The organism is Phaeacidiphilus oryzae TH49 (assembly GCF_000744815.1).
GTDB classification, from domain to species: domain Bacteria; phylum Actinomycetota; class Actinomycetes; order Streptomycetales; family Streptomycetaceae; genus Phaeacidiphilus; species Phaeacidiphilus oryzae.
The window spans coordinates 2,986,992-3,005,650 of the sequence record NZ_JQMQ01000005.1; the positions used below are offsets into that span (position 1 = coordinate 2,986,992).

Annotated in this window: 15 protein-coding genes; 5 read left to right on the forward strand and 10 right to left on the reverse strand. The window is 74.5% G+C overall.

The annotated features are described in order from the left end of the window. Nucleotides 1-151: 151 nt before the first annotated feature. Nucleotides 152-943 carry an SDR family oxidoreductase gene (locus BS73_RS17055; RefSeq protein ID WP_037573430.1) on the forward strand — a complete coding sequence of 264 codons (792 nt, stop codon included), beginning with the start codon at nucleotides 152-154 and terminating at the stop codon, nucleotides 941-943. Nucleotides 944-959: 16 nt separating this feature from the next. Here the strand turns inward: BS73_RS17055 and BS73_RS17060 are convergent, their stop codons facing one another. Beyond that, the gene (locus BS73_RS17060; RefSeq protein WP_037573431.1) at nucleotides 960-1,937 is read right to left on the reverse strand and encodes an LLM class F420-dependent oxidoreductase; all 978 of its coding nucleotides are present in this window, start codon (nucleotides 1,935-1,937) and stop codon (nucleotides 960-962) included. Between the two features lie 106 nt (nucleotides 1,938-2,043). Next, nucleotides 2,044-2,208, reverse strand: coding sequence for a hypothetical protein (locus BS73_RS38255; protein WP_161789672.1), 165 nt, complete (start codon nucleotides 2,206-2,208; stop codon nucleotides 2,044-2,046). Nucleotides 2,209-2,509: 301 nt separating this feature from the next. On the opposite strand from BS73_RS38255, the gene BS73_RS17070 reads away from it, so the two are divergent. The 3 genes from BS73_RS17070 to BS73_RS17080 all read left to right on the forward strand — a co-directional run bounded on the left by BS73_RS17070 (nucleotide 2,510) and on the right by BS73_RS17080 (nucleotide 5,490). Continuing rightward, nucleotides 2,510-3,385 carry a winged helix-turn-helix domain-containing protein gene (locus tag BS73_RS17070; RefSeq protein ID WP_084704140.1) on the forward strand — a complete coding sequence of 292 codons (876 nt, stop codon included), beginning with the start codon at nucleotides 2,510-2,512 and terminating at the stop codon, nucleotides 3,383-3,385. Nucleotides 3,386-3,411: 26 nt separating this feature from the next. Further along, complete coding sequence (locus BS73_RS17075; RefSeq protein ID WP_051940031.1) at nucleotides 3,412-4,149, forward strand: HAD family hydrolase; 738 nt, start codon at nucleotides 3,412-3,414, stop codon at nucleotides 4,147-4,149. Nucleotides 4,150-4,326: 177 nt separating this feature from the next. After that, nucleotides 4,327-5,490, forward strand: a complete 1,164-nt coding sequence (locus tag BS73_RS17080; protein ID WP_037573433.1) for a phosphotransferase family protein — start codon at nucleotides 4,327-4,329, stop codon at nucleotides 5,488-5,490. Here BS73_RS17080 and BS73_RS17085 read toward each other — a convergent pair. The 6 genes from BS73_RS17085 to BS73_RS17110 all read right to left on the reverse strand — a co-directional run bounded on the left by BS73_RS17085 (nucleotide 5,415) and on the right by BS73_RS17110 (nucleotide 12,711). Next, nucleotides 5,415-6,497 carry a MazG family protein gene (locus BS73_RS17085; RefSeq protein WP_235215429.1) on the reverse strand — a complete coding sequence of 361 codons (1,083 nt, stop codon included), beginning with the start codon at nucleotides 6,495-6,497 and terminating at the stop codon, nucleotides 5,415-5,417. The genes BS73_RS17080 and BS73_RS17085 overlap by 76 nt on opposite strands. A 61-nt stretch (nucleotides 6,498-6,558) precedes the next feature. Further along, nucleotides 6,559-7,221: a SurA N-terminal domain-containing protein gene (locus BS73_RS17090; protein WP_051940032.1), complete on the reverse strand. Its 663-nt coding sequence runs from the start codon at nucleotides 7,219-7,221 to the stop codon at nucleotides 6,559-6,561. A gap of 108 nt (nucleotides 7,222-7,329) precedes the next feature. Next, the gene (locus tag BS73_RS17095; protein ID WP_200886706.1) at nucleotides 7,330-8,202 is read right to left on the reverse strand and encodes a DMT family protein; all 873 of its coding nucleotides are present in this window, start codon (nucleotides 8,200-8,202) and stop codon (nucleotides 7,330-7,332) included. A 54-nt stretch (nucleotides 8,203-8,256) separates the two neighbouring features. Continuing rightward, nucleotides 8,257-9,990, reverse strand: coding sequence for a serine/threonine-protein kinase (locus BS73_RS17100; RefSeq protein ID WP_037573441.1), 1,734 nt, complete (start codon nucleotides 9,988-9,990; stop codon nucleotides 8,257-8,259). Continuing rightward, nucleotides 9,987-10,532 carry a hypothetical protein gene (locus tag BS73_RS38260; RefSeq protein ID WP_037573444.1) on the reverse strand — a complete coding sequence of 182 codons (546 nt, stop codon included), beginning with the start codon at nucleotides 10,530-10,532 and terminating at the stop codon, nucleotides 9,987-9,989. Before BS73_RS38260 ends, BS73_RS17100 begins: the two co-directional genes overlap by 4 nt. Before the next feature lie 130 nt (nucleotides 10,533-10,662). Next, a complete protein-coding gene (locus BS73_RS17110; protein WP_037579962.1) occupies nucleotides 10,663-12,711 on the reverse strand; it encodes an N-6 DNA methylase in 2,049 nt (682 codons plus the stop codon). Between the two features lie 171 nt (nucleotides 12,712-12,882). On the opposite strand from BS73_RS17110, the gene BS73_RS17115 reads away from it, so the two are divergent. Then, on the forward strand, nucleotides 12,883-13,494 hold the full coding sequence (locus BS73_RS17115) for a DUF4352 domain-containing protein (RefSeq protein ID WP_051940035.1): 612 nt from the start codon (nucleotides 12,883-12,885) through the stop codon (nucleotides 13,492-13,494). A gap of 83 nt (nucleotides 13,495-13,577) precedes the next feature. On the opposite strand, the gene mfd is transcribed toward BS73_RS17115, so the two are convergent. Both mfd and BS73_RS17125 read right to left on the reverse strand, forming a co-directional pair. Next, nucleotides 13,578-17,228 (reverse strand): transcription-repair coupling factor, encoded by a 3,651-nt coding sequence (gene mfd, locus BS73_RS17120; RefSeq protein WP_037573445.1) that lies wholly within the window; start codon nucleotides 17,226-17,228, stop codon nucleotides 13,578-13,580. 278 nt (nucleotides 17,229-17,506) lie between these two features. Further along, nucleotides 17,507-18,640 carry a coiled-coil domain-containing protein gene (locus tag BS73_RS17125; protein ID WP_037573447.1) on the reverse strand — a complete coding sequence of 378 codons (1,134 nt, stop codon included), beginning with the start codon at nucleotides 18,638-18,640 and terminating at the stop codon, nucleotides 17,507-17,509. Nucleotides 18,641-18,659 lie beyond the last annotated feature (19 nt).

An 18,659-nucleotide genomic window follows, 5' to 3' on the forward strand; every position in this document is an offset into this window, starting at 1 on the left:
GCCACGCGGGCGGCGATCCGGCGGCGTTCCGGCAGGTGGTCAGGGTCTGTCCGCCGCTCGGCCGCCGCTCTACGATCAGCGCCAACCGCGGCGACACGGACGGGCCCGGTGCGGAGCGGCCCGGCGGCGGAGCGACAGAGGGGCGGACGACATGCGGATACGGGACTCCGTGGTGGTCATCACGGGAGCGGCCGGCGGCATCGGGAGCGCGCTGGCCCGCAGGTTCTGCGCGGAGGGCGCGCGCGGGCTGCTCCTCGCCGACCTCGACGGGGACGCCGTCGAGGACCTGGCGGAGGAGCTGGACCGGGAGGGCTGCCGGACCGTCGGCGTGGCCAGCGACGTCTCCCGGGAGAGCGACGTCCGCCTGCTGGTGGAGACCGCGGAGGCGCACCTCGGCCCGATCGACCTGTTCTGCAGCAACGCCGGGATCGGCTCCGGGGCGGGCCTGGAGGCGCCGGACGCGGTCTGGCAGGCCTGCTGGGACATCAACGTGATGGCCCATGTCTACGCGGCCCGCGCGGTCCTCCCCGGGATGCTGAAGCGGGGGCGCGGCTGGCTGCTGAACACCGCCTCGGCGGCGGGGCTGCTGCAGATGCCCGGCGACCTGGCGTACACCGTCACCAAGCACGGGGCGGTCGCCTTCGCCGAGTGGATCAGCACGGCGTATGGGCCGCAGGGCATCGGGGTCAGCGTGCTGTGCCCGCAGGGGGTGCGGACCGGGATGACGGAGAGCCGGGCCACCCAGGAGGTGCTCACCGCCTTCGGCGAGCTGATCGCGCCGGAGGCGGTGGCGGACTCCGTGGTGGCCGCGCTCGCGGAGGAGCGGTTCCTGGTGCTGCCGCATCCGGAGGTGGCCGGCTACGAGCAGGCCCGGGCGGCGGACCGGGACGCCTGGCTGGCGGGGATGCAGAAGGTCGTCGCCCGCCTGCCGAAGCTGTCCTGACCGCCCGCCGGCCGGGTCAGCGCGGGGCCACCGCGCGGATCGCGTCCGTCAGGGACACGTCGGCCGGCGTGGGCAGCAGGGCCGGGACGGGCACCGTCACGCCGTTGTCGGCGTAGCGCTGGACGCCCTCCCGGACCTGCTCCGGCGAACCGTGGACGATCAGCTGGTCCACCAGCTCGTCCGGGATGGAGGCGGCCGCGGTACGGCGGTCGCCGGCCGCCCAGTTCTCCCAGAGCGGCTTGAGGATCTCCTCGCGGCCGAGCCAGCGGTGGAACTCGGCGTACGCGGGGACGGTCAGATACGCCGCGATCATGCGCCGGCCCAGCGCGCGGACGTGCTCGGCGTCCTCCGTCGGGCAGACGAAGATCCGGGCCACCACGGTCTTCTCCGGGGCGGCGAACTCCCGCAGGACGGTCGGGACGTCGTCCGCGGACAGCCAGTTGATGATCGTCCCGTCCGCCTCGCGGCCGGCCAGCCGGAGCATGCCGGGGCGGAGCGCGGCGAGGAGCAGTTCGGGCTGCGTCTCGGGCACGAGTCCGAGGCGGAAGCGGCGGATGGCGAAGGTGTCGAACTCCCCGTCCACCATCTCCCCGCTGAGCGCCCGGCGGACGAAGCGCAGCACGTCGCGCGAGCGCTTGAACGGCTCCTCGTGCGGGATCGCGTTCCAGTCCCGGACGATGGCGGGGGACGAGGCCCCGATCCCGAGGCTGAACCGGCCGGGCGCGGCGGCGGCCAGCGTCGCCGCCTGCATCGCCATCAGCCCGGGGCCGCGGGTGTGCACCGGCACGATCGCGGTCCCGAGGTGCATGCCCGGCGCCCAGACGGAGGCCAGGGCCAGGGGCGTGAAGGCGTCGGCCCCGTTCGCCTCCGAGGACCAGAGGTCGGTGAAGCCCAGGTCCGGCAGCGACTCGACGATCGGCCGCTGCTCGGCGAGCGGCACCCCGTCCAGCGGAATGGTGAGCCCCCAGCGTGCGGGCGTAGCGGACGCGTTCATGATTGCGGCGAACCTCCATCTGCGACGACCCGGCCGATGCCATCACGCACCGGCCCGCGTGACAAGATCCCTGGCCGTACGGCCCGGCGCCCGCCCTCGGTTGGGCTCAGTGTCCGAAGACGACCCCCGGCCCGCCCAGCACCAGCGCGGAGCCGACGCAGAGCGCCAGCGCGGCGAGCCGCAGACGACCGCTCGGCACCGCGGCCTGGACCAGCAGGGTGGCCCAGAACCAGACCCAGCCGAGATGGTCCTCGATGAGATGACCGGCCAACAGAACCGCCAGGCAGAACCCGAATCGGTGGAGCGGGCGCACGGCGCCCCCCTTCCGGCCCCTGGCAGGCAGGAGCCCGGTGGTGGAGGGAGTCCTCGGGGGGCGGCATCGCCGGGCGCCATCGACCGGTGGCCGACCGAACCCCGAGCGCAGTCAAGGGGGGGCCAACGTTCGGATATGTCGGCAACTTGACCACAACTTGGCTACGGTCATGATGCCGACATGACTAGTCAGCCAAACTGACTGTCAGTCAAGTTCAGTACCGCCAGGGGAACATGGCCAGAAGTTGTAGGGTGAGAGGATGAACGGAGAAGCCTCCGTCGACGGAGTCGATCTGCCGCCCATGGAGCGCGTCCTCGCCGCGCTGCGGGCGCACATAGCCGAGCTGCCGCCGGGCACCCGGCTGCCCTCCCAGCACCGGCTCGCCGGCGTCCACGGCGTCGCCCGGACCACCGTGCAGAAGGCGCTGGCCGATCTGCGCTCGGAGGGCCTGATCGAGTCGCGGCAGGGCAAGGGCTCGTTCGTCGCGGAGCCCGGCGGTCCCCGCCCGGCCCCGGGCGGTGCGGCCGCCCCGGAGCCGGCCGGCCTGGTGCTCGGCAGTCATCTGGAACGCGCCTTCGACGCGGACGAGGTCACCATCGACTCGCTCAGCATGACCACCGAGACCCTCTCCATGGCGATGAGCCCGATCCTGGCCCGGCTGCAGACCCAGGGGGACGGCCCGCGCTCCATCCGGATGCGGCTGCTGCTGCCCGACACCGGGATCCGGCTGGGCATCCCCCGCCGGGTGGACGACCCCGAGGATCCCCGCCCGATGGAGCGCCTGGGCAGGCTGGTCGCCGCGAACGCCTTCGGCCTCCGCAACCGGCTGCTCACCCTGCAGAACCTCGGCATCACCAGGACGGTCGAGGTCGAGCTGCGCTCCCTGCCGATCACCCCGCTGCTGAAGCTGTACATCCTCAACGGCCGCACCCCGCTCTACAGCCTGTACGAGGTCGTCGAGCATCCCGCGGCGGTGCCGGACGGGCGCGGCGGCGAGGAACTGGTCGACATCTACGACTCGCTCGGCATGAACGTCGAGCTCTTCCAGCCCGGCGAGGCCTTCCTGACGACGAGTCAGCGGTGGTTCGAGTCACTCTGGAACACGGTTGCGCGCGACTTCACAATGTCGGAGTGAGCCGCTCTTTCGAAACCGGACCGCCTTTGACCGAAGCCGACGCCATCGCCGACCGCCTGCGCCGGGCCGTCTGCGTACTGTTCGACTTCGACGGACCGATCTGCCATCTGTACGCGGAACGACCGGCCTCGGAGGTCGCCCTCTCGATCTCCGAGGCGCTGGGGGTGCGCCCCCAGCGGGACCCGGACGACCCCCACGCGCTGCTGCGGGCACCGCGCAACGGCGACACCCGGGCGGGGAGGACCCCGCCGGCGCCGATGCACGAGATCGAACAGCTGATCACCAGGATGGAGGAGGAGGCCGCCCGCACGGCGGCACCGACCGCCGAGGTCGACGCGGTGATCGCGGTGCTCTCGCAGCACGCCGTCCGGCTGGCCATCACCAGCAACAACGCCCCCGGCCCGATCGCCGGGTACCTGCGGCGGGTGGGGCTGCACCCCCACTTCGAGGACCGGATATTCGGCCGAAGACCCGAGAACCCGGACCTGATGAAACCCGACCCCGACTGCATCGAACGCGCGCTGGCCGAGCTCGCCGTCCGGGAGTCGGACCGGTCGCGCTGCCTCTTCCTCGGCGACTCCGAGGCCGACGCGGCGGCGGCCCGGCAGGCCGGAGTGGTCTTCCTCGGCTTCGTGCCCGACCGCCATGCCGCCATCGCGAGCAGCAAGCGCGAACTTCTCCTCGACGCCGGCGCCGCCTACGTCTTCCAGGGCATGGCCGAACTGCTGGAGGCGTTCTCCCGAACGCCCCTGGACCCCACGTGAGCACCCGTCACACGTCCGGGGTAACAAGGCGGTTGCGTTCGGGCCGACACCCCGGTTCCCCCAGTAGGGTACGGCCAAACGCCGGTATACCCGGGAGCGCGCGCCATCGACAGCCACACTCCCCCATCGAAGACCTGGGAAGGCCTCCGCCGTCACGCCCAGGACAACGTGCTGCCCATGTCCGGCTTCAACAACCGCAACCACGCGGTGCTCCTGCCGGAGCGGCTGGCCCGGTTCGGACCGGTGGAGCCGGGCGCCAAGGTCAAGGTCAGGATCCCCACCGAGCACCGTTCGCTCCCCTTCGACCAGGCCATCTGGCCCGAGGAGGCGGCGGTACTCCGGACGGTCTCCCGGCATCTGCCCAACGTGCCGAAGGTGCTGGCCACCCGGCGGGGGTTCTCCGTCCAGACCTTCGCGGAGGGCACCGAACTGGCCGCGATCTGGGGCTCGAAGCCGAACGTCAAGGGCGGAGTGGTCGAGGGACTGGCCTCCCTCTTCGCCGCCCTCGCCAGGATCCCGGTCGACGAGCTGCCGAAGCCCCCCGCCGGCTGGCCCGCCTTCGGCGACAGCACCGGCTTCATCCACTGCCTGATCGACTACACCCGGACCCGGGTGGAGGCACCCGCCCACGCCCGGTACGGGCCGCTCTTCGGGGCGCTCGGCTTCCCCGCCGACGCCCTGCGGCGGTTCTCCGACGGCCTTCCCCGGGACGGGCTGACCCCGCGTCCGTTCGTCCTGCTGCACGCCGATCTCCACCCGCGGAACCTCATCTACAACGAGGAGGACGGGTCGCTGCACGCCATCGACTGGGAGCTGGCGATGGTGGGCGACCCGGTGCACGATCTCGCCATCCACCTCTGCCGGACCGAGTACCCCAACCGGGGCGAGCGGCAGCGGTTCATCTCCGCCTGGCACAGGGCGGTCCGGGCGGCCAACCTCCCCGCCGTCGCGGACTACCGGCGCGATCTGCCCTGGTACGTGGGCTATCAGCGGGTGCGGTCCGTCTACACCGACGTGATCCGCTCGGTGGAGCTGCTCGGGCCCGCCCCCACCGGGGAGGAGCTCGACGCGCGGGCCGCCGCCGTCTGCCGGGTGCTCGCCCGGGCCTGGGCACCGGTCGGCCTGCCCGGCTCGCCGTCGCTGGGCGGGGTCCGTGCCGCGCTGAGGGACTGGGCCGCCGAGCGGAGCGAACCGGGGCCGCCCCTCGCCGACCTACGGGCCCGGCTCCGGCGTCGGCTCGCGGAGGCCCGGACGGCCTTCTCCGGCTACTTCGCCGGGGCCCCCGCGCCGCTGCCGCCGGACGGCCCGCCGGCCTCCGCCTCGCGGATGCGGGCGCGGTAGCGGAGGGCGGCCGCGCGGAGGGCCTGTTCCGGGTCGATGGAGTGGGCGTCGGCCGTCTTGGCCAGGGCCAGGAGGAGTTCGCCGAGGTCTTCCTCGGCGGGCGGGGCCTGCGGGGTGAACTCGGTCTCCAGAGGCAGGTCGAGGCCGGCCTTGCGGGCGCGGGAGAGCAGCTTGGCGGCCAGGGCCAGCGACGGCTGGCCGAGGGGGACGCCGTCGGTGAGGGACTCGCGCTGCTTCTCGGCGGCCTTGAGCTTGTCCCAGGTGGCCTCCAGATGCTCGGAGGCGGGGACGCCGGCGTCGGCGAAGACGTGCGGGTGGCGGAAGACGAGCTTGTCGACGATGCCGCCGGCGACCTCGTCGATGCCGAACGGGTCCTCCGGGTGCTCCTGGGCGATCCGGGAGTGGAAGAGGACCTGGAGGAGGACGTCGCCGAGCTCCTCGCGGAGGGCCGGGCGGTCGCCCTCCTCGATCGCCTCGACCAGTTCGTAGGACTCCTCGACGAGGTACTTGACCAGGGACTCGTGGGTCTGCTGGGCGTCCCAGGGGCAGCCGCCGGGCGAGCGGAGCCGGTCCATCACCGAGACCAGGTCGAGGAGCCGGGCGCCGGGGACGTCGTACGAGCCGGGAAGGACCTCCAGCTCCGGCGCCGGGGACGGCAGCCCGCCCTCGACGGCGAGGGTGGCCAGCTGCTCGGCGAGCTCCGGCTCGCCGTCGGTGTCCAGGATCCACACGACCGTGCGGCCGCCGTCCGCGGCGGCCGACTCGGCCAGCTCGCGGGCCCGCGCGGGGGCGTCCACGACCTCCACCCGCACCCCCGCCTGGCGGATCGGCGCCAGCTGGGGATGCTCGGGGTCGCCGACCAGCACCCGGTCGGCCTCGCGCAGGGTCTCCCAGGCCGGCCAGGAGAGGAGGCCGGGGGCGATCCGGTGGGTGGTGGCCAGCAGGACCAGTCGGCCGGCCGGGGCGGGGGACGCGGGGTTGTCCACAGGGTCATCGATCTCGGGCACCTCTGAAACCTACCTCTCGTAGGCTCGGGACGAGGATTCCGAAGGGAGGCGGATCGGTTCCTCAGGAGGTGCTGGTCCTGATCCACGGCTGGGTGGCGGCGGCGACGGCCGCCTCCTTGGGGTTCCACCGGCCGTAGCGCGGGTTGACACTCACCGGGTGCTGCTTGGCGGCGGAGTCGAGCATCGCGGTGATCGCGGCGGAGGCGTTCTGGTCGGTCGGGGCGATGCCCTGGGCGGCCAGCAGCTTCTGCTCGCCGACGCTCATCCGGAAGTACTCGTCGATGTCGCCCGGCGCAAGGCCGATCTGCTGCAGGAAGACCTGCTCCAGGGCCTGCTCCGAGCCGGTCTGCTGGATCGCCGAGGCGCGGGCCCGCTCCACCTCCGCGGTGCTCACGGTCAGCCCCTGCGCCTGCAGCTGGTCGTCCACGAGGCGGGACTCGACGAGGAGCTGGAGGGTGTGCCGGACCAGCCCGGCCGCCTCGGTCCCGCCACCGCCGGTCTGCACGGCGGCCGAGCTGAGGGCGCTGCGGTACGCGGTGAGGTGCGAGTCCAGGGCGGCGGTGGTGATCCGCTGGTCGCCGACGATGGCCGCGGCGCCGGGGTGGGCGGTGGCCCCGCAGGCCGTCAGGGCGATCGCGGCCGCGATCCCGAGGGCTCCGAGCGCGGCACGGCGTCGCAGGGCGGATGCGGTCGCTGACGCGGACGCGGTGGGCGCGGGACGCATGGAGCCTCCTGGTGCTGACGAGGTGTCAACTGACGGCCGGTCAAGAGAATAGAGAGCCGCGGTCCGGCACGCCACCATGCGTACGTGGTGGCGCGCCGTGTCCGCGGGTCAGATCCCCTCCGGGGAGGCCTCGGCGGCGTCTCCGGAGACCTCGCCGAACCGGGCCAGGGCCAGCGCGCCGGCGATCGCGACGACGAACCCGAGTACGGCCAGCGGGACCATCCCGGGACGCGTCCGGTCGCCCAGCAGCAGCACGCCGAGGAGGGCCGGCGGCGCCGTCTCGGTGAGGACCATGGCCGCCGTGGCGGTGGTGACCTTGCCGCCGCGGACCGCCTCGGTCATGAAGACGAAGGCCACCGCCCCGCCCGCGAGCAGCGCGTACGAGGCGGGCTCGGTGAAGAGCGGGCCGATGTGCGGCCAGCCGACCGCGGGGAGCACCCGGACGGCGAGTCCGACGACCGCGAAGCCCAGGCCGCAGAGGGCGCCCATCACCAGCGCACGCGCCGGCTCGTGCAACCTCCAGACCGCCCCTCCGATCGCGGCGAGCAGCGCCACCGCGACCAGCAGACCCCAGTGGAAGGCGAAGGACGGCTGCCGGTGGCCCTCCGCCCCCGCCGTGACGCCCAGCACGGCGAGCCCGACGCAGACCGCGCCGACGCCCGCCCACTCCGCCCGGCCGAGCCGCAGCCTGAGGACGAACGCCCCGGCCACCGCGGTCACCGCGAGCGCCGCCGCCAGCGCGGCCTGCACCACGTAGAGCGGCAGCGAGCGCAGCGCGATCAGCTGGGCGATGAAGCCGAGGAGGTCGAGCCCGAGGCCGCAGATGTAGGGGATGTTGAGCATCGCCCGCGCGGTGCCCAGCAGCCCCCCGCCGGCCTCCTCGGAGGCGGGCGGGTGCCGACTGGCGCCGAGTGCCTGCAGCACCATGGCGCAGCCGAAGAAGACGGCGGCGCCCAGCGCCATCACGAGTCCAAGTGCCACCGGCGCAGACTACCGTCAGCGGGGGTGATCGCCCGCAGCGGCGGTCGGGGCCGCTCAGCGGGTGCCGAAGCGCAGGGGCTGGATCCAGTCGAGCAGGGTGCGGATCTCCCGCACCCTCGGGTGGACCGGGCCGAGCCTCGGCTCCAGCTCCATCAGCAGGGTGAGGAGGGTCTCCCAGGCGCCGGCCAGGTCGCGGGTGGTCATCAGCAGCTCGCCGATGTGCAGCCGGATCCGCTCGGCCCGCTCGGGGTCGGTGTCCAGGCCGCGCGCCAGCCGCTCCTGGTGGATGGCAAGCAGCCCGCGGTAGGCGGCGAGGGCGCCGGCGGCGTCGCCGATCCGGGCCTGGCAGCCGGCCGCCAGGTAGCCGCACTCCAGCGCCTCCGGATCGCTCGCGCCCCGCTCGGCCACCAGATCGGTGGCCAGGGCGGTGAACTCGGCCATCGCCGCCGCGAGTTGGCGGTCCCGCATGAGGAGCTCGGCGCGGTAGCGGCGGAGCGCCCGCGACTGGTCGGCGGAGAGCTCGCGGTGCGCGGCCGGGTCGTCGAGCACCGCGCTGAGCAGACCGGCCGCGTCCGCGCTGCGGCCGCTCTCGTAGAGCTCCGCGGCCCGCATCGCGGCGTCGGCGGGCCGGATCCCGCCGCCGGTCGCGGCCCGGGGCGCGCCGATGACGAAGTCGCCGCCGCCCGCGCGCTCGGCTGCGGGCCCGACGGCGGCGCCGGTGACGGCAGCGGGCCGCGCGAAGGCCGGTCCGAAACGCGGACCCGCCGCCGTCCCCCCTCCCCCGGTCACCCGGACGGGGCCGAGCGGAAAGCGATAGGGGACCGTCGGATCGGCCCCGGCGGCCCCGGTCCCGGCCCCGGGCCCGGCCCCCGCCGCCCGCAGCCCCTCCGGGCTCCGCTCCGAGGCCGGGAGGAACGGCAGCAGCCGCGCGTACACCTCCTCCGCGCAGGCCGGCCGCCCGGCGGGCTCCTTGGCGAGGAGGTCGAGGATCAGCCGCTCCAGCGGCGCCGGCACCTCCGGCCGCAGCTCCCGTACCGGCCTCGGCGCGCTGACCAGGTGCTCGTGCATGACGGCCAGCGCCGACCCGCCGGTGAACGGCGGATCGCCGAGCAGCAGCGCGTGGAGGACGCAGCCCAGCGCGTACAGGTCCCCGCGCGGCTCGATGGCCCCGGTGGCGGCCTGCTCGGGCGCCATGTAGGTCGGCGTCCCGACCGGGGTGCCGCTGCGGGTCAGCCGGCTCAGCTCGGGCTCGAAGGCGGCCGCGATGCCGAGGTCGAGGAGCACCGCCCGGCCGTCCGGGCGCAGGATGACGTTGTTGGGCTTGACGTCCCGGTGCACCACCCCGGCCGCGTGGACCGCGGAGAGGGCGCCGGCCAGCTGCGCGGCCAGCGCGGCCGCCCAGGCCACCGGCAGCGGACCGCGCTCGTCGATCAGATCGGCCAGCCCGATACCGTCCAGGCGCTGCATGACGAGGAAGAGCCGCTCGCCGTCCTGCCCGGCGTCGTAGACGGTGACGATCCCGGGGTGGTCGAGGGCGGCCGCGGTCCGGCACTCGCGGAGGAAGCGGGTCCGCAGGTCCGCGGTCTCGGCGGAGTCCGCGAGTACCGGCCCGGCGGGGGCGCCGGCCAGGGTGCCGGCCGAGGCGTCGAGGTCTCCGCGGAGCAGCTTCACCGCGACCGGGCGCCCGAGGCGCTCGTCGGTGGCCGCCCAGACCTGGCCCATTCCGCCGCGGCCGATCGGGCCGTCCAGCCGGTAGCGGCCGGCGACCACCCTCGGTCGTCCGCTCACCTGCCGCCCTCCAAGTCCCGCCCGAGCCTGCGGAGTTCCTCGCCCAGGTCGACGCTGCCGCCGTAGAGGGTGGCGGGCGGCGCGGCCGGGGCCGGGGGCGGGGGCGGCGGCATGACGGGGGCGACCTGCGCGACCGGACCGACCGGCGCCACCGGGCCGACCGGCGTCCACGGCGGCGGCAGCGCCGGCGGCCGGTACCCGGGCACCGGCCGCTGCCGCGCGGACTCCCGCTGCCAGTACAGGAATTCGGCGACGAAATGGGCCGGCGTCCCCAGCAGCGCGAGGAGGACCACCGGACCGAAGAGCCCGAGCGGCGGGGTGGCCCCGCCCGAGCTGCCGGCGACCACCCACTCGGCCACCGTCACGGCGAACGCGCCTGCCGCCCCCCACCAGGCCCGCCGGGTGCGGCGCAGAACGGCGAGCCACAGCGCGGGCACGAACCCGATCAGCCCGAGGGACCCCAGCGGTACCAGCACGAGCAGCAGGGGCAGGTACCGCCACCGGCCGGCCGGGGCGGGGCGTGAGGGGTACGGGTCCGCCATGCGGGGCTCCAGCGGAGTGAGTCGACAGCGGCCTGCATATTATCAACACACAGTGATCACAGGGAACTCATCCATCAACCCGTGACCTCGGCCGATCCCCTGCTCCGAAGGCGTTCTGACGCCCGTTCGACTACGGCAGCCGCAGCCGGCCCTCGGCGACCCCCTCGGTCAGCAGTCGCGCCAGCCGCGCGCCCCCCTCGGCGGCCGCCCGCAGCCGCTCCTCGAACTCCGCGATCCTGCGGAACTCCCGCCCGTAGCCGCGCTGCTGGTCGAGCGGCAGCCTCGGCACCCGGAGCCGGCGGACGTCCCGGCGCGAGAGGGTGGCGGTGGTGCCGGCGCTTCCGGCTGCCGCGGCGGCCGCCCTGAGGAAGCCGGCCAGGAACCAGGGGTCGAGCAACTCCGCCGCGGGCCGCAGCACTTGGCAGCCGCGCGCGGTGGCCTCGGCAGGCGCCGCCTCGCCCTCGCCGAGCACCCGCACCTCCTCGCCGCGGACCAGCAGGTCGCCGGGGCGGCAGCCGGCATCGGCGGGCAGCAGCTCCAGCCCCCCGCCGCGCAGCAGTTCGGCGACGGCGACGGTGGAGCGGGCGCGGTCCCCCGCTCCACCGCCGACCGGCGCCGGAGCCGGCAGCAACCGCTCCAGCGGCGCCAGCCCGGCCAGCTCCTCGGCGACCTTCCGATGCAGCCCCTCGACCGCGTCCAGCGCCTGGTCGACGGAGGGCGGGAGGTGCCGGCCCGGCGTCAGGTCGACCTCCTCGTCCAGCAGGTCGACCAGCGGAACGCTGCGGTACACGCCGGGGCGCGCGACCGGCTGCGAGCCGGAGCGCAGCCAGGCCGCCCAGGCCTCGCGGACCGCCGCGTACGCTCCCTCCGGCGCGCCGGCGTCCACCAGCAGTACCCGCTCCGGTGCGGCAGCCTGCGGCTCCGGACGGCGCAGGACCCAGATGTGCAGCGGCACCGAGGAGGGCGCGGCCAGGCCGGGGGGCAGCGCGACGACGGCCAGCACCGCTCCCCGGCGCAGCAGTTCGGCCCGGATCCGGCGCCCGGAGCGCCGGGCGGCGACCGCGCCGGGCAGCAGCAGCACCGCCCGGCCGCCGGGCCGCACCCGCGCCAACGCATCCTGCGCCCAGGCGAGTTCGGACTCCGCCCGGGGCGGCAGCCCGTACTCCCAGCGCGGGTCGTAGGCGGAGTCCTCGGCGCCCCAGTTGCGGTCGTTGTACGGCGGCCGGCTCAGCACGGCGTCCACGAGGGGCGCCCGGCCGTCCCCGGCCCCGCCGTCCCGCAGCGAGTCGGCCTGCCGGACGTCGATGACCTGGCCGCCGTCGGCCCGCGCCGGCTCGTGGACGGCCAGCCGGAGCCGGGCGAGCGCCGCCGCGGCCGGGTCCGCCTCCGCACCGGACAGCCGGACCGCGCCCGCGCGGCCCGCGGCCAGCAGCAGCGCGCCGGTCCCGCAGGCCGGATCGGCCACGGCGGGCGCGGCGGGCGCGGCGGCTTCGGTGCCGCCGGAGCGCCCCGCCCCCGATGACCCCGCCCCTGACGGCCCGGCCCCTGACGACCCGGTCCCGGCGTCCGCCGCAGCGTCCGCGAGTTCCGCGAGGAGGTCCGCCAGCTCCGCGGGCAGCACCGCGCCCTGCCGGAAGGCGGACTCCGGCGGCAGGGCGAGCAGTTCCTCGGCCGCCGCGTCCGGCCCGACCTCCTCGGCGAGCCGGGCCGCCAGGCGGGCCAGCGAGAGCTCGGTGCTGCCGTAGAGCGAGGGAAGCCCGAGGCCGCGGGCGCCCTGCGGGCCGAGGGCCGCGACCGCGGCCTCCCGCGCGAGGGTCGGCAGCGCGGTCGCGAGCTCCACCGCCGGGCGTCCGGCCAGCTCCCGCCACCGGCCGGGAGCCCGCTGCACCACCAGCACCTGGGCCAGGGCGAGGACGAGCGGGGAGCCGGCCGCGTCCCGCAGCAGGTCGAGATGGCGGCGGATCTCGTCGCGCAGCGGCAGTTCACGCAGCCTGCCGTGGGCCCGCAGCCAGGCGTCGACCTCGGTGAGCGAGAAGGCGGGGCTGGTCTCGCTGCCCCCGACCGGCCGCGGGAAGTCGGCGTGGCGCCGCCGCCAGTTGCTGACCGCGGCCCGGCCGACACCGGCGATACGGGCGATCTCGGCCGCGCTGACCTGGGGAATGGACTCCTGCTCCGGCATGGCGCCGAGCATACCCAGCGACGGCCTCGCGATGCGTACACAGCGTGAATCGCATCAACAATCCAAAGAGTGGTTGACACTATTCACAGCCCATGGTGTTCTTAAGCCGTCGCCGGGCCACGAAGCGGCTCCGGCACCTCAGTCGACCGTGTCTCATCAGGGGGGACAACCATGTCCAGCACTCTTCTGCGCACCGGCCTGGCCGCGTTCACAGGGCTGGCCCTCGCTCTCGGTTCCGCCGCCTGCTCGCCCACCAGTACCGTGAACACCTCGGCCGCGAACGGATCGAGCTCCGGCGCGAAGTCCGGCGGAAGCAAGTCGGGTTCGGGTTCGGGTTCCGGTTCGGGCTCGTCCGGCAAGTCCGGTAGCCACACCGCCGCCGTCGGCGACACCCTCCACCTCAGCGGCATGTCCACCGACGCCGACGTCACCGTCCTGAAGGTGGTGTCCAAGGCCCAGCCGACGGACGAGTTCAGCCAGCCGGACAACGGCAAGCGCTTCTACGCCGTGCAGTTCCGGATCAAGGACACCGGCACCGGCGCCTACGACGACTCACCGAGCAACGGCGCAGAGGTGGTGGACAGCGCGGGCCAGCACTACGAGGCGGACGTCAACGACACCAAGGCCGGCCAGAGCCTGCCGGCCGAGCTGAAGATCGCCCCCGGCGACAGCGCGGTCGGCTTCATCACCTTCCAGGTCCCGGTCGGCACCAGGATCACCAAGGTCCAGTTCGCCCTGGACAGCGGCTTCTCCGACCAGACCGGCCAGTGGAAGGTCGCCTGAGCCTCCCCCGGGGCGGCCGGGGGGACGCCCCGGGGGAGCCGGCCGGCGCCCCCTCCCCCGCCTCCCCGACTCCGCTGCTTCCCCTACTTCCTCGCCGCCGCCAGCTCGTCGAACATCGAGGTCAGGAACTCCGCGCACCAGGCGAGGAGTTCGCGGCCGACCACCGGCTTGCCGCCGATCCTGGCGGTGGTCGGCCGGGGTACCAGCACCTGCTTGACCGCCGGCTTGACCACGGCCCTCGGGTGCAGCCGCTTCAGCCGCAGCTCCTGCGACTCCCGCAGCTCGAACGGGGAGAACCGGATGTTGCTCCCCTGCAGGGTGATGTCGGTGATCCCGCAGCGCCGGGCGAACAGCCGCAGGCCGGCCACCATCAGCAGGTTCTCCACCGGCTCCGGCAGCTTGCCGTACCGGTCCGTCAGCTCCTCGCGGACCTGCTGGATGTCCTCCTCCGAGTTGACCGCGGCGATCGACCGGTAGGCCTGCAGCCGCAGCCGCTCGCCGGGCGCGTAGTCGTGCGGGACGTGGGCGTCCACCGGCAGCTCGATCTTGACCTCCAGCGGCTCCTCCTCCTGGATCTCGCCGCTGGCCAGCGCCTCCCGGTACTCGGCGACGGCCTCGCCGACCATCCGCATGTAGAGGTCGAAGCCGACCCCGGCGATGTGCCCGGACTGCTCCCCGCCGAGGAGGTTGCCGGCGCCGCGGATCTCCAGGTCCTTCATCGCCACGTACATCCCGGCGCCGATCTCGGTGTGCTGGGCGATGGTGGCGAGCCGCTCGTGGGCGGTCTCGGTGAGCGGCTTCTCCGGCGGGTAGAGGAAGTAGGCGTAGCCGCGCTCGCGGCCCCGGCCGACCCGGCCGCGCAGCTGGTGGAGCTGCGACAGGCCGAAGTTGTCCCCGCGCTCCACGATCAGCGTGTTGGCGTTGGCGATGTCGATCCCGGACTCCACGATCGTGGTCGAGACCAGCACGTCGAACTTCTTCTCCCAGAAGTCGACGACCACCTGCTCCAGGGCGGTCTCGCTCATCTGCCCGTGGGCGGTGGCGATCCGGGCCTCCGGCACCATCTCCCGGATCCGGGCGGCGGCCTTGTCGATCGACTCCACCCGGTTGTGGATGTAGAAGACCTGGCCCTCGCGCAGCAGTTCACGGCGGACCGCGGCGGCGATCTGCTTCTCGTCGTAGGGGCCGACGAAGGTCAGCACCGGGTGCCGCTCCTCCGGCGGGGTGGTGATGGTGGACATCTCCCGGATGCCGGTGACCGCCATCTCCAGGGTCCGCGGGATCGGGGTGGCGGACATGGTCAGCACGTCCACGTTGGCCCGCAGCTTCTTCAGCTGCTCCTTGTGCTCGACGCCGAACCGCTGCTCCTCGTCGACGATGACCAGGCCCAGGTCCTTGAACCTGGTCTCGGAGGAGAAGAGCCGGTGGGTGCCGATCACCACGTCCACCCCGCCGGTCCGCAGACCCTCCAGGACCTCCTTGGCCTCGGAGTCGGACTGGAACCGGGAGAGCGCCTTCACCGACACCGGGAAGTTGGCGTACCGCTCGGAGAAGGTCGAGAAGTGCTGCTGCACCAGCAGGGTGGTGGGCACCAGCACGGCGACCTGCTTGCCGTCCTGGACCGCCTTGAAGGCCGCCCGGACCGCGATCTCGGTCTTGCCGTAGCCCACGTCGCCGCAGATCAGCCGGTCCATCGGGACCGTCTTCTCCATGTCCTCCTTGACCTCGCCGATGGTGGTCAGCTGGTCCGGGGTCTCGGCGTACGGGAAGGCGTCCTCCAGCTCGCGCTGCCAGGGGGTGTCCGGCTGGAAGGCGTGGCCGGGGGCGGCCATCCGGGCCGAGTAGAGCTTGATCAGGTCGGCCGCGATCTCCTTGACCGCCTTCTTGGCCCGCGACTTGGTCTTCGCCCAGTCCGCGCCGCCGAGCCGGTGGAGGGACGGGGCCTCGCCGCCGACGTACTTGGTGATCTGCTCCAGCTGGTCGGTGGGCACGAAGAGCCGGTCGCCCGGCTGGCCGCGCTTGGCCGAGGCGTACTCGAGCACCAGGTACTCGCGGGTGGCGCCCTGCACCGTCCGCTGCACCATCTCGATGTACCTGCCGACGCCGTGCTGCTCGTGGACCACGAAGTCGCCGGCGGTCAGCGCCAGCGGGTCGATGGCGTTGCGGCGCCGGGACGGCATCCGGCGCATGTCCTTGGTGGTCGACTTCTGACCGGAGAGGTCGGTCTCGGTGAGGACGCAGAGCCGCAGCGCGTCCGAGATGAAGCCGTACTCGATCGAACCGGTGGAGACATGGGCGACGGCCGGCTCCGGCTCGGCGTCCAGGTCGGCGGAGAGCCGGACGCCGATGCCCTCCCCGCGCAGCACCTCGGCGATCCGGGCCGCCGGGCCGTGGCCCTCGGTCACCAGGACGACCTGCCAGCCCTCGGCGAGCCGGCCCTTGGCGTCGGCGATCGCCCGCGCGGTGTCCCCGCGGTAGGCCTCGACGGCGTGGAGGCTCAGCCGGAGGGTGTCCGGGTCCTCGTCCAGGGCCTCCTCGGGGTTGGACGCGAAGGGGCTGATCGACCACCACGGCAGGCCCTGCTCCTGGGCGTGCTCCCGGACGTCGGCCAGCGACCAGAGCGAGGCCGCCGAGACGTCCACCGGCGCCACGGCCGCCACGTCGATCGGGACGTCCCCGCCGGTCGCGGCCACCGCCCAGGAGGCGTTGAGGAACTCCTGGCTGGTCGCCACCAGGTCGGAGGCCCGGGAGCGGACCCGCTCCGGGTCGCAGACCACGGCGATCGAGCCCTCCGGGAACACGTCCTGGAGCAGCTCCATCTCGTCCACCAGCACCGGGGCCAGGGACTCCATCCCCTCCACCGCGATCCCCTCGGCGATCTTGCCGAGGATCTCGGTCAGCTCGGGGTGGTCGGCGGCGAGGGCGGCGGCCCGCTCCCGGACCTCCGGGGTGAGCAGCAGCTCGCGGCAGGGCGGCGCCCACAGCCCGTGCTCGCTGACCTCCAGCGAGCGCTGGTCGGCGACCTTGAAGTAGCGGATCTCCTCGACCTCGTCGCCCCAGAACTCGATCCGGAGCGGATGCTCCTCGGTCGGCGGGAAGACGTCCAGGATGCCGCCGCGGACGGCGAACTCGCCGCGCTTCTCGACCAGCTCGACGCGGGAGTAGGCGGCGGCCGCGAGCCTGTCGACGACCTCCTCCAGATCGCGCTCGTCACCACGGTGGAGCTCCACGGGCTCCAGCTCGGCCAGGCCCTTGACCTGCGGCTGCAGCACACTGCGGATCGGGGCCACGACCACCTGGAGGGGGCCGGCGGCGGTGTCGCCGCCCTCCTCGGCGGTGCCGGGAACGGCCGGGTGGGCGATCCGGCGGAGCACCGCGAGGCGGCGGCCGACGGTGTCCGAGCGCGGGGAGAGCCGCTCGTGCGGGAGGGTCTCCCAGGCCGGGTACTCCGCGACGGAGTCCGGCGGGAGGAGGGAGGCCAGGGCGGCGGTCAGGTCCTCGGCCTCGCGGCCGGTGGCGGTGACCGCCAGCACCGGGCGGCCGGTGGTCTGCTGCTCCTGGGCCGCCCGGTCGGCGAGGGCGCGGGCGAGGGCGCCGATCGCGAAGGGGCGGGCGGCGGGCGGCGCGATGAGGTCGAGGTGTTGCCGGGCGGCTCGCGGGGTGGCGGCCTCGGCCACCGCCTCGGCGAGCGCCGGGTCCTTGATTACCGCGTCCAGCAGGCCGGTCAGGCTCATGGATTTCTCTGCCCCTCGCGTGCGCGCGCAACGTGACGAGCCCGGACCGCTGCGCGGGCCGGGGGGTTCCAGCGTAACCCCAGCGCGCGCAGTGGCCCCGGAGGAGTCCGAAGGGCGACTCAGGGGCGCGGGGAACGGCGCGGCCAGGCCGCTACGGCGCCGCGTCCGGCGGCGGCGACCGCCGGGTCGCGACCGGAACGCCCCGGTCGGGTGCGGCGGGTCACCGGCTGAGCGCGCAGTTCCCCGCGCCCCTTACGCGCCGGCCCCGGGCGGGAAAGTCAGTCCGTAGGCTTCGCCGGCCGCGGGTAGGCGATCTCGACCGTGCGGTCGTCGACCGGCTCCGGCTGCGGTTCCGGCTGCGGCTGCGGCTGCGGTTCCGGCTGCGGTTCCTGCGCCTGCGGCGCAGGTCGGCGTACCCGCAGCGTCGTCTCCTGCGTCGCCTCGGAGTCGGAGTACCGCGGCAGCACCTCGGTCTCCGCCGCCGCGGGCGGCTGCGCCGGGGGCGCCGGGGGCAGTGCCGGCGTCGCGCCCACGCCGGCACCGGTCAGCGCGGTCAGCGTCTGCCGGATGTGGTCCAGGTGCGACTGGAGTTCGACCCGCCGCGCCTCGTACTCCTCGTACGCCCGCGCGCTCGCGTGGTTGATCCGCTCCGCCTCCCGCCGCGCCTCGTCCAGCAGGCGGTCGGCCTCGGCCCGCGCCCTGGTCTCCAGCTCCTTGGCGGCGGACTGCGCGTCGTCCCTGGCCCGCTCGCCCTCCTCGACGTGCCGGCGGGCGACGCCGAGCTGCTCGCGCTCCCAGGTCTCGAAGGCCTCCTCGCGGGAGGACAGCTCGCGTTCGGCGGCCTTCTGCTGGTGGTCGAGCCACTCATGGGCCTTGCGGGAGGCCTCCGCCGCGCGGTCGCGGATCTCCGCCGCGGTCGCGTCGCCGGCCTCGCGGGTGGCCCGGGCCTCCCGCTCGGCGTCCCGGCGGAGCTGGTCCGCGTACGCCTCGGCCTGCTCGATGGTCTGCTCGTGGTCGGCCTCGGCCGCCGTGCGGACGCGGTCGGCGTGGTCGCGGGCGTCCTCCTGGGCGCGGCGGCCGTCGGAGGCGGCCTCCGCACGGATCGCGTCGACCTCGTTGAGGGCGGCCGCGTGCACCGCCTTGGCCTCGGACTCGGCCATTGCGAGGATCATCGCCGCCTGCTCGCTCAGCTCGGCGTACTGCGGCGGCGGTGCGGCCGCGGCCGCCTCGGCGGCCTCCCGGGCCTGCGCCAGCCGGTGCTCCAGATCCCTCAGCAGGTTCCCGAGTTCGGACAGACGGTGCCAGGCCGCGTCGCGGTCCCGGCGCAGGCTGTGGAAGGCCTGGTCGACCTGGTCCACCGCGTAGCCGCGCCGCACGACCGCGATGCCGTTCGGAGAACCGGCGTCGCTCATGGATCTGTCCCTTTCGTCG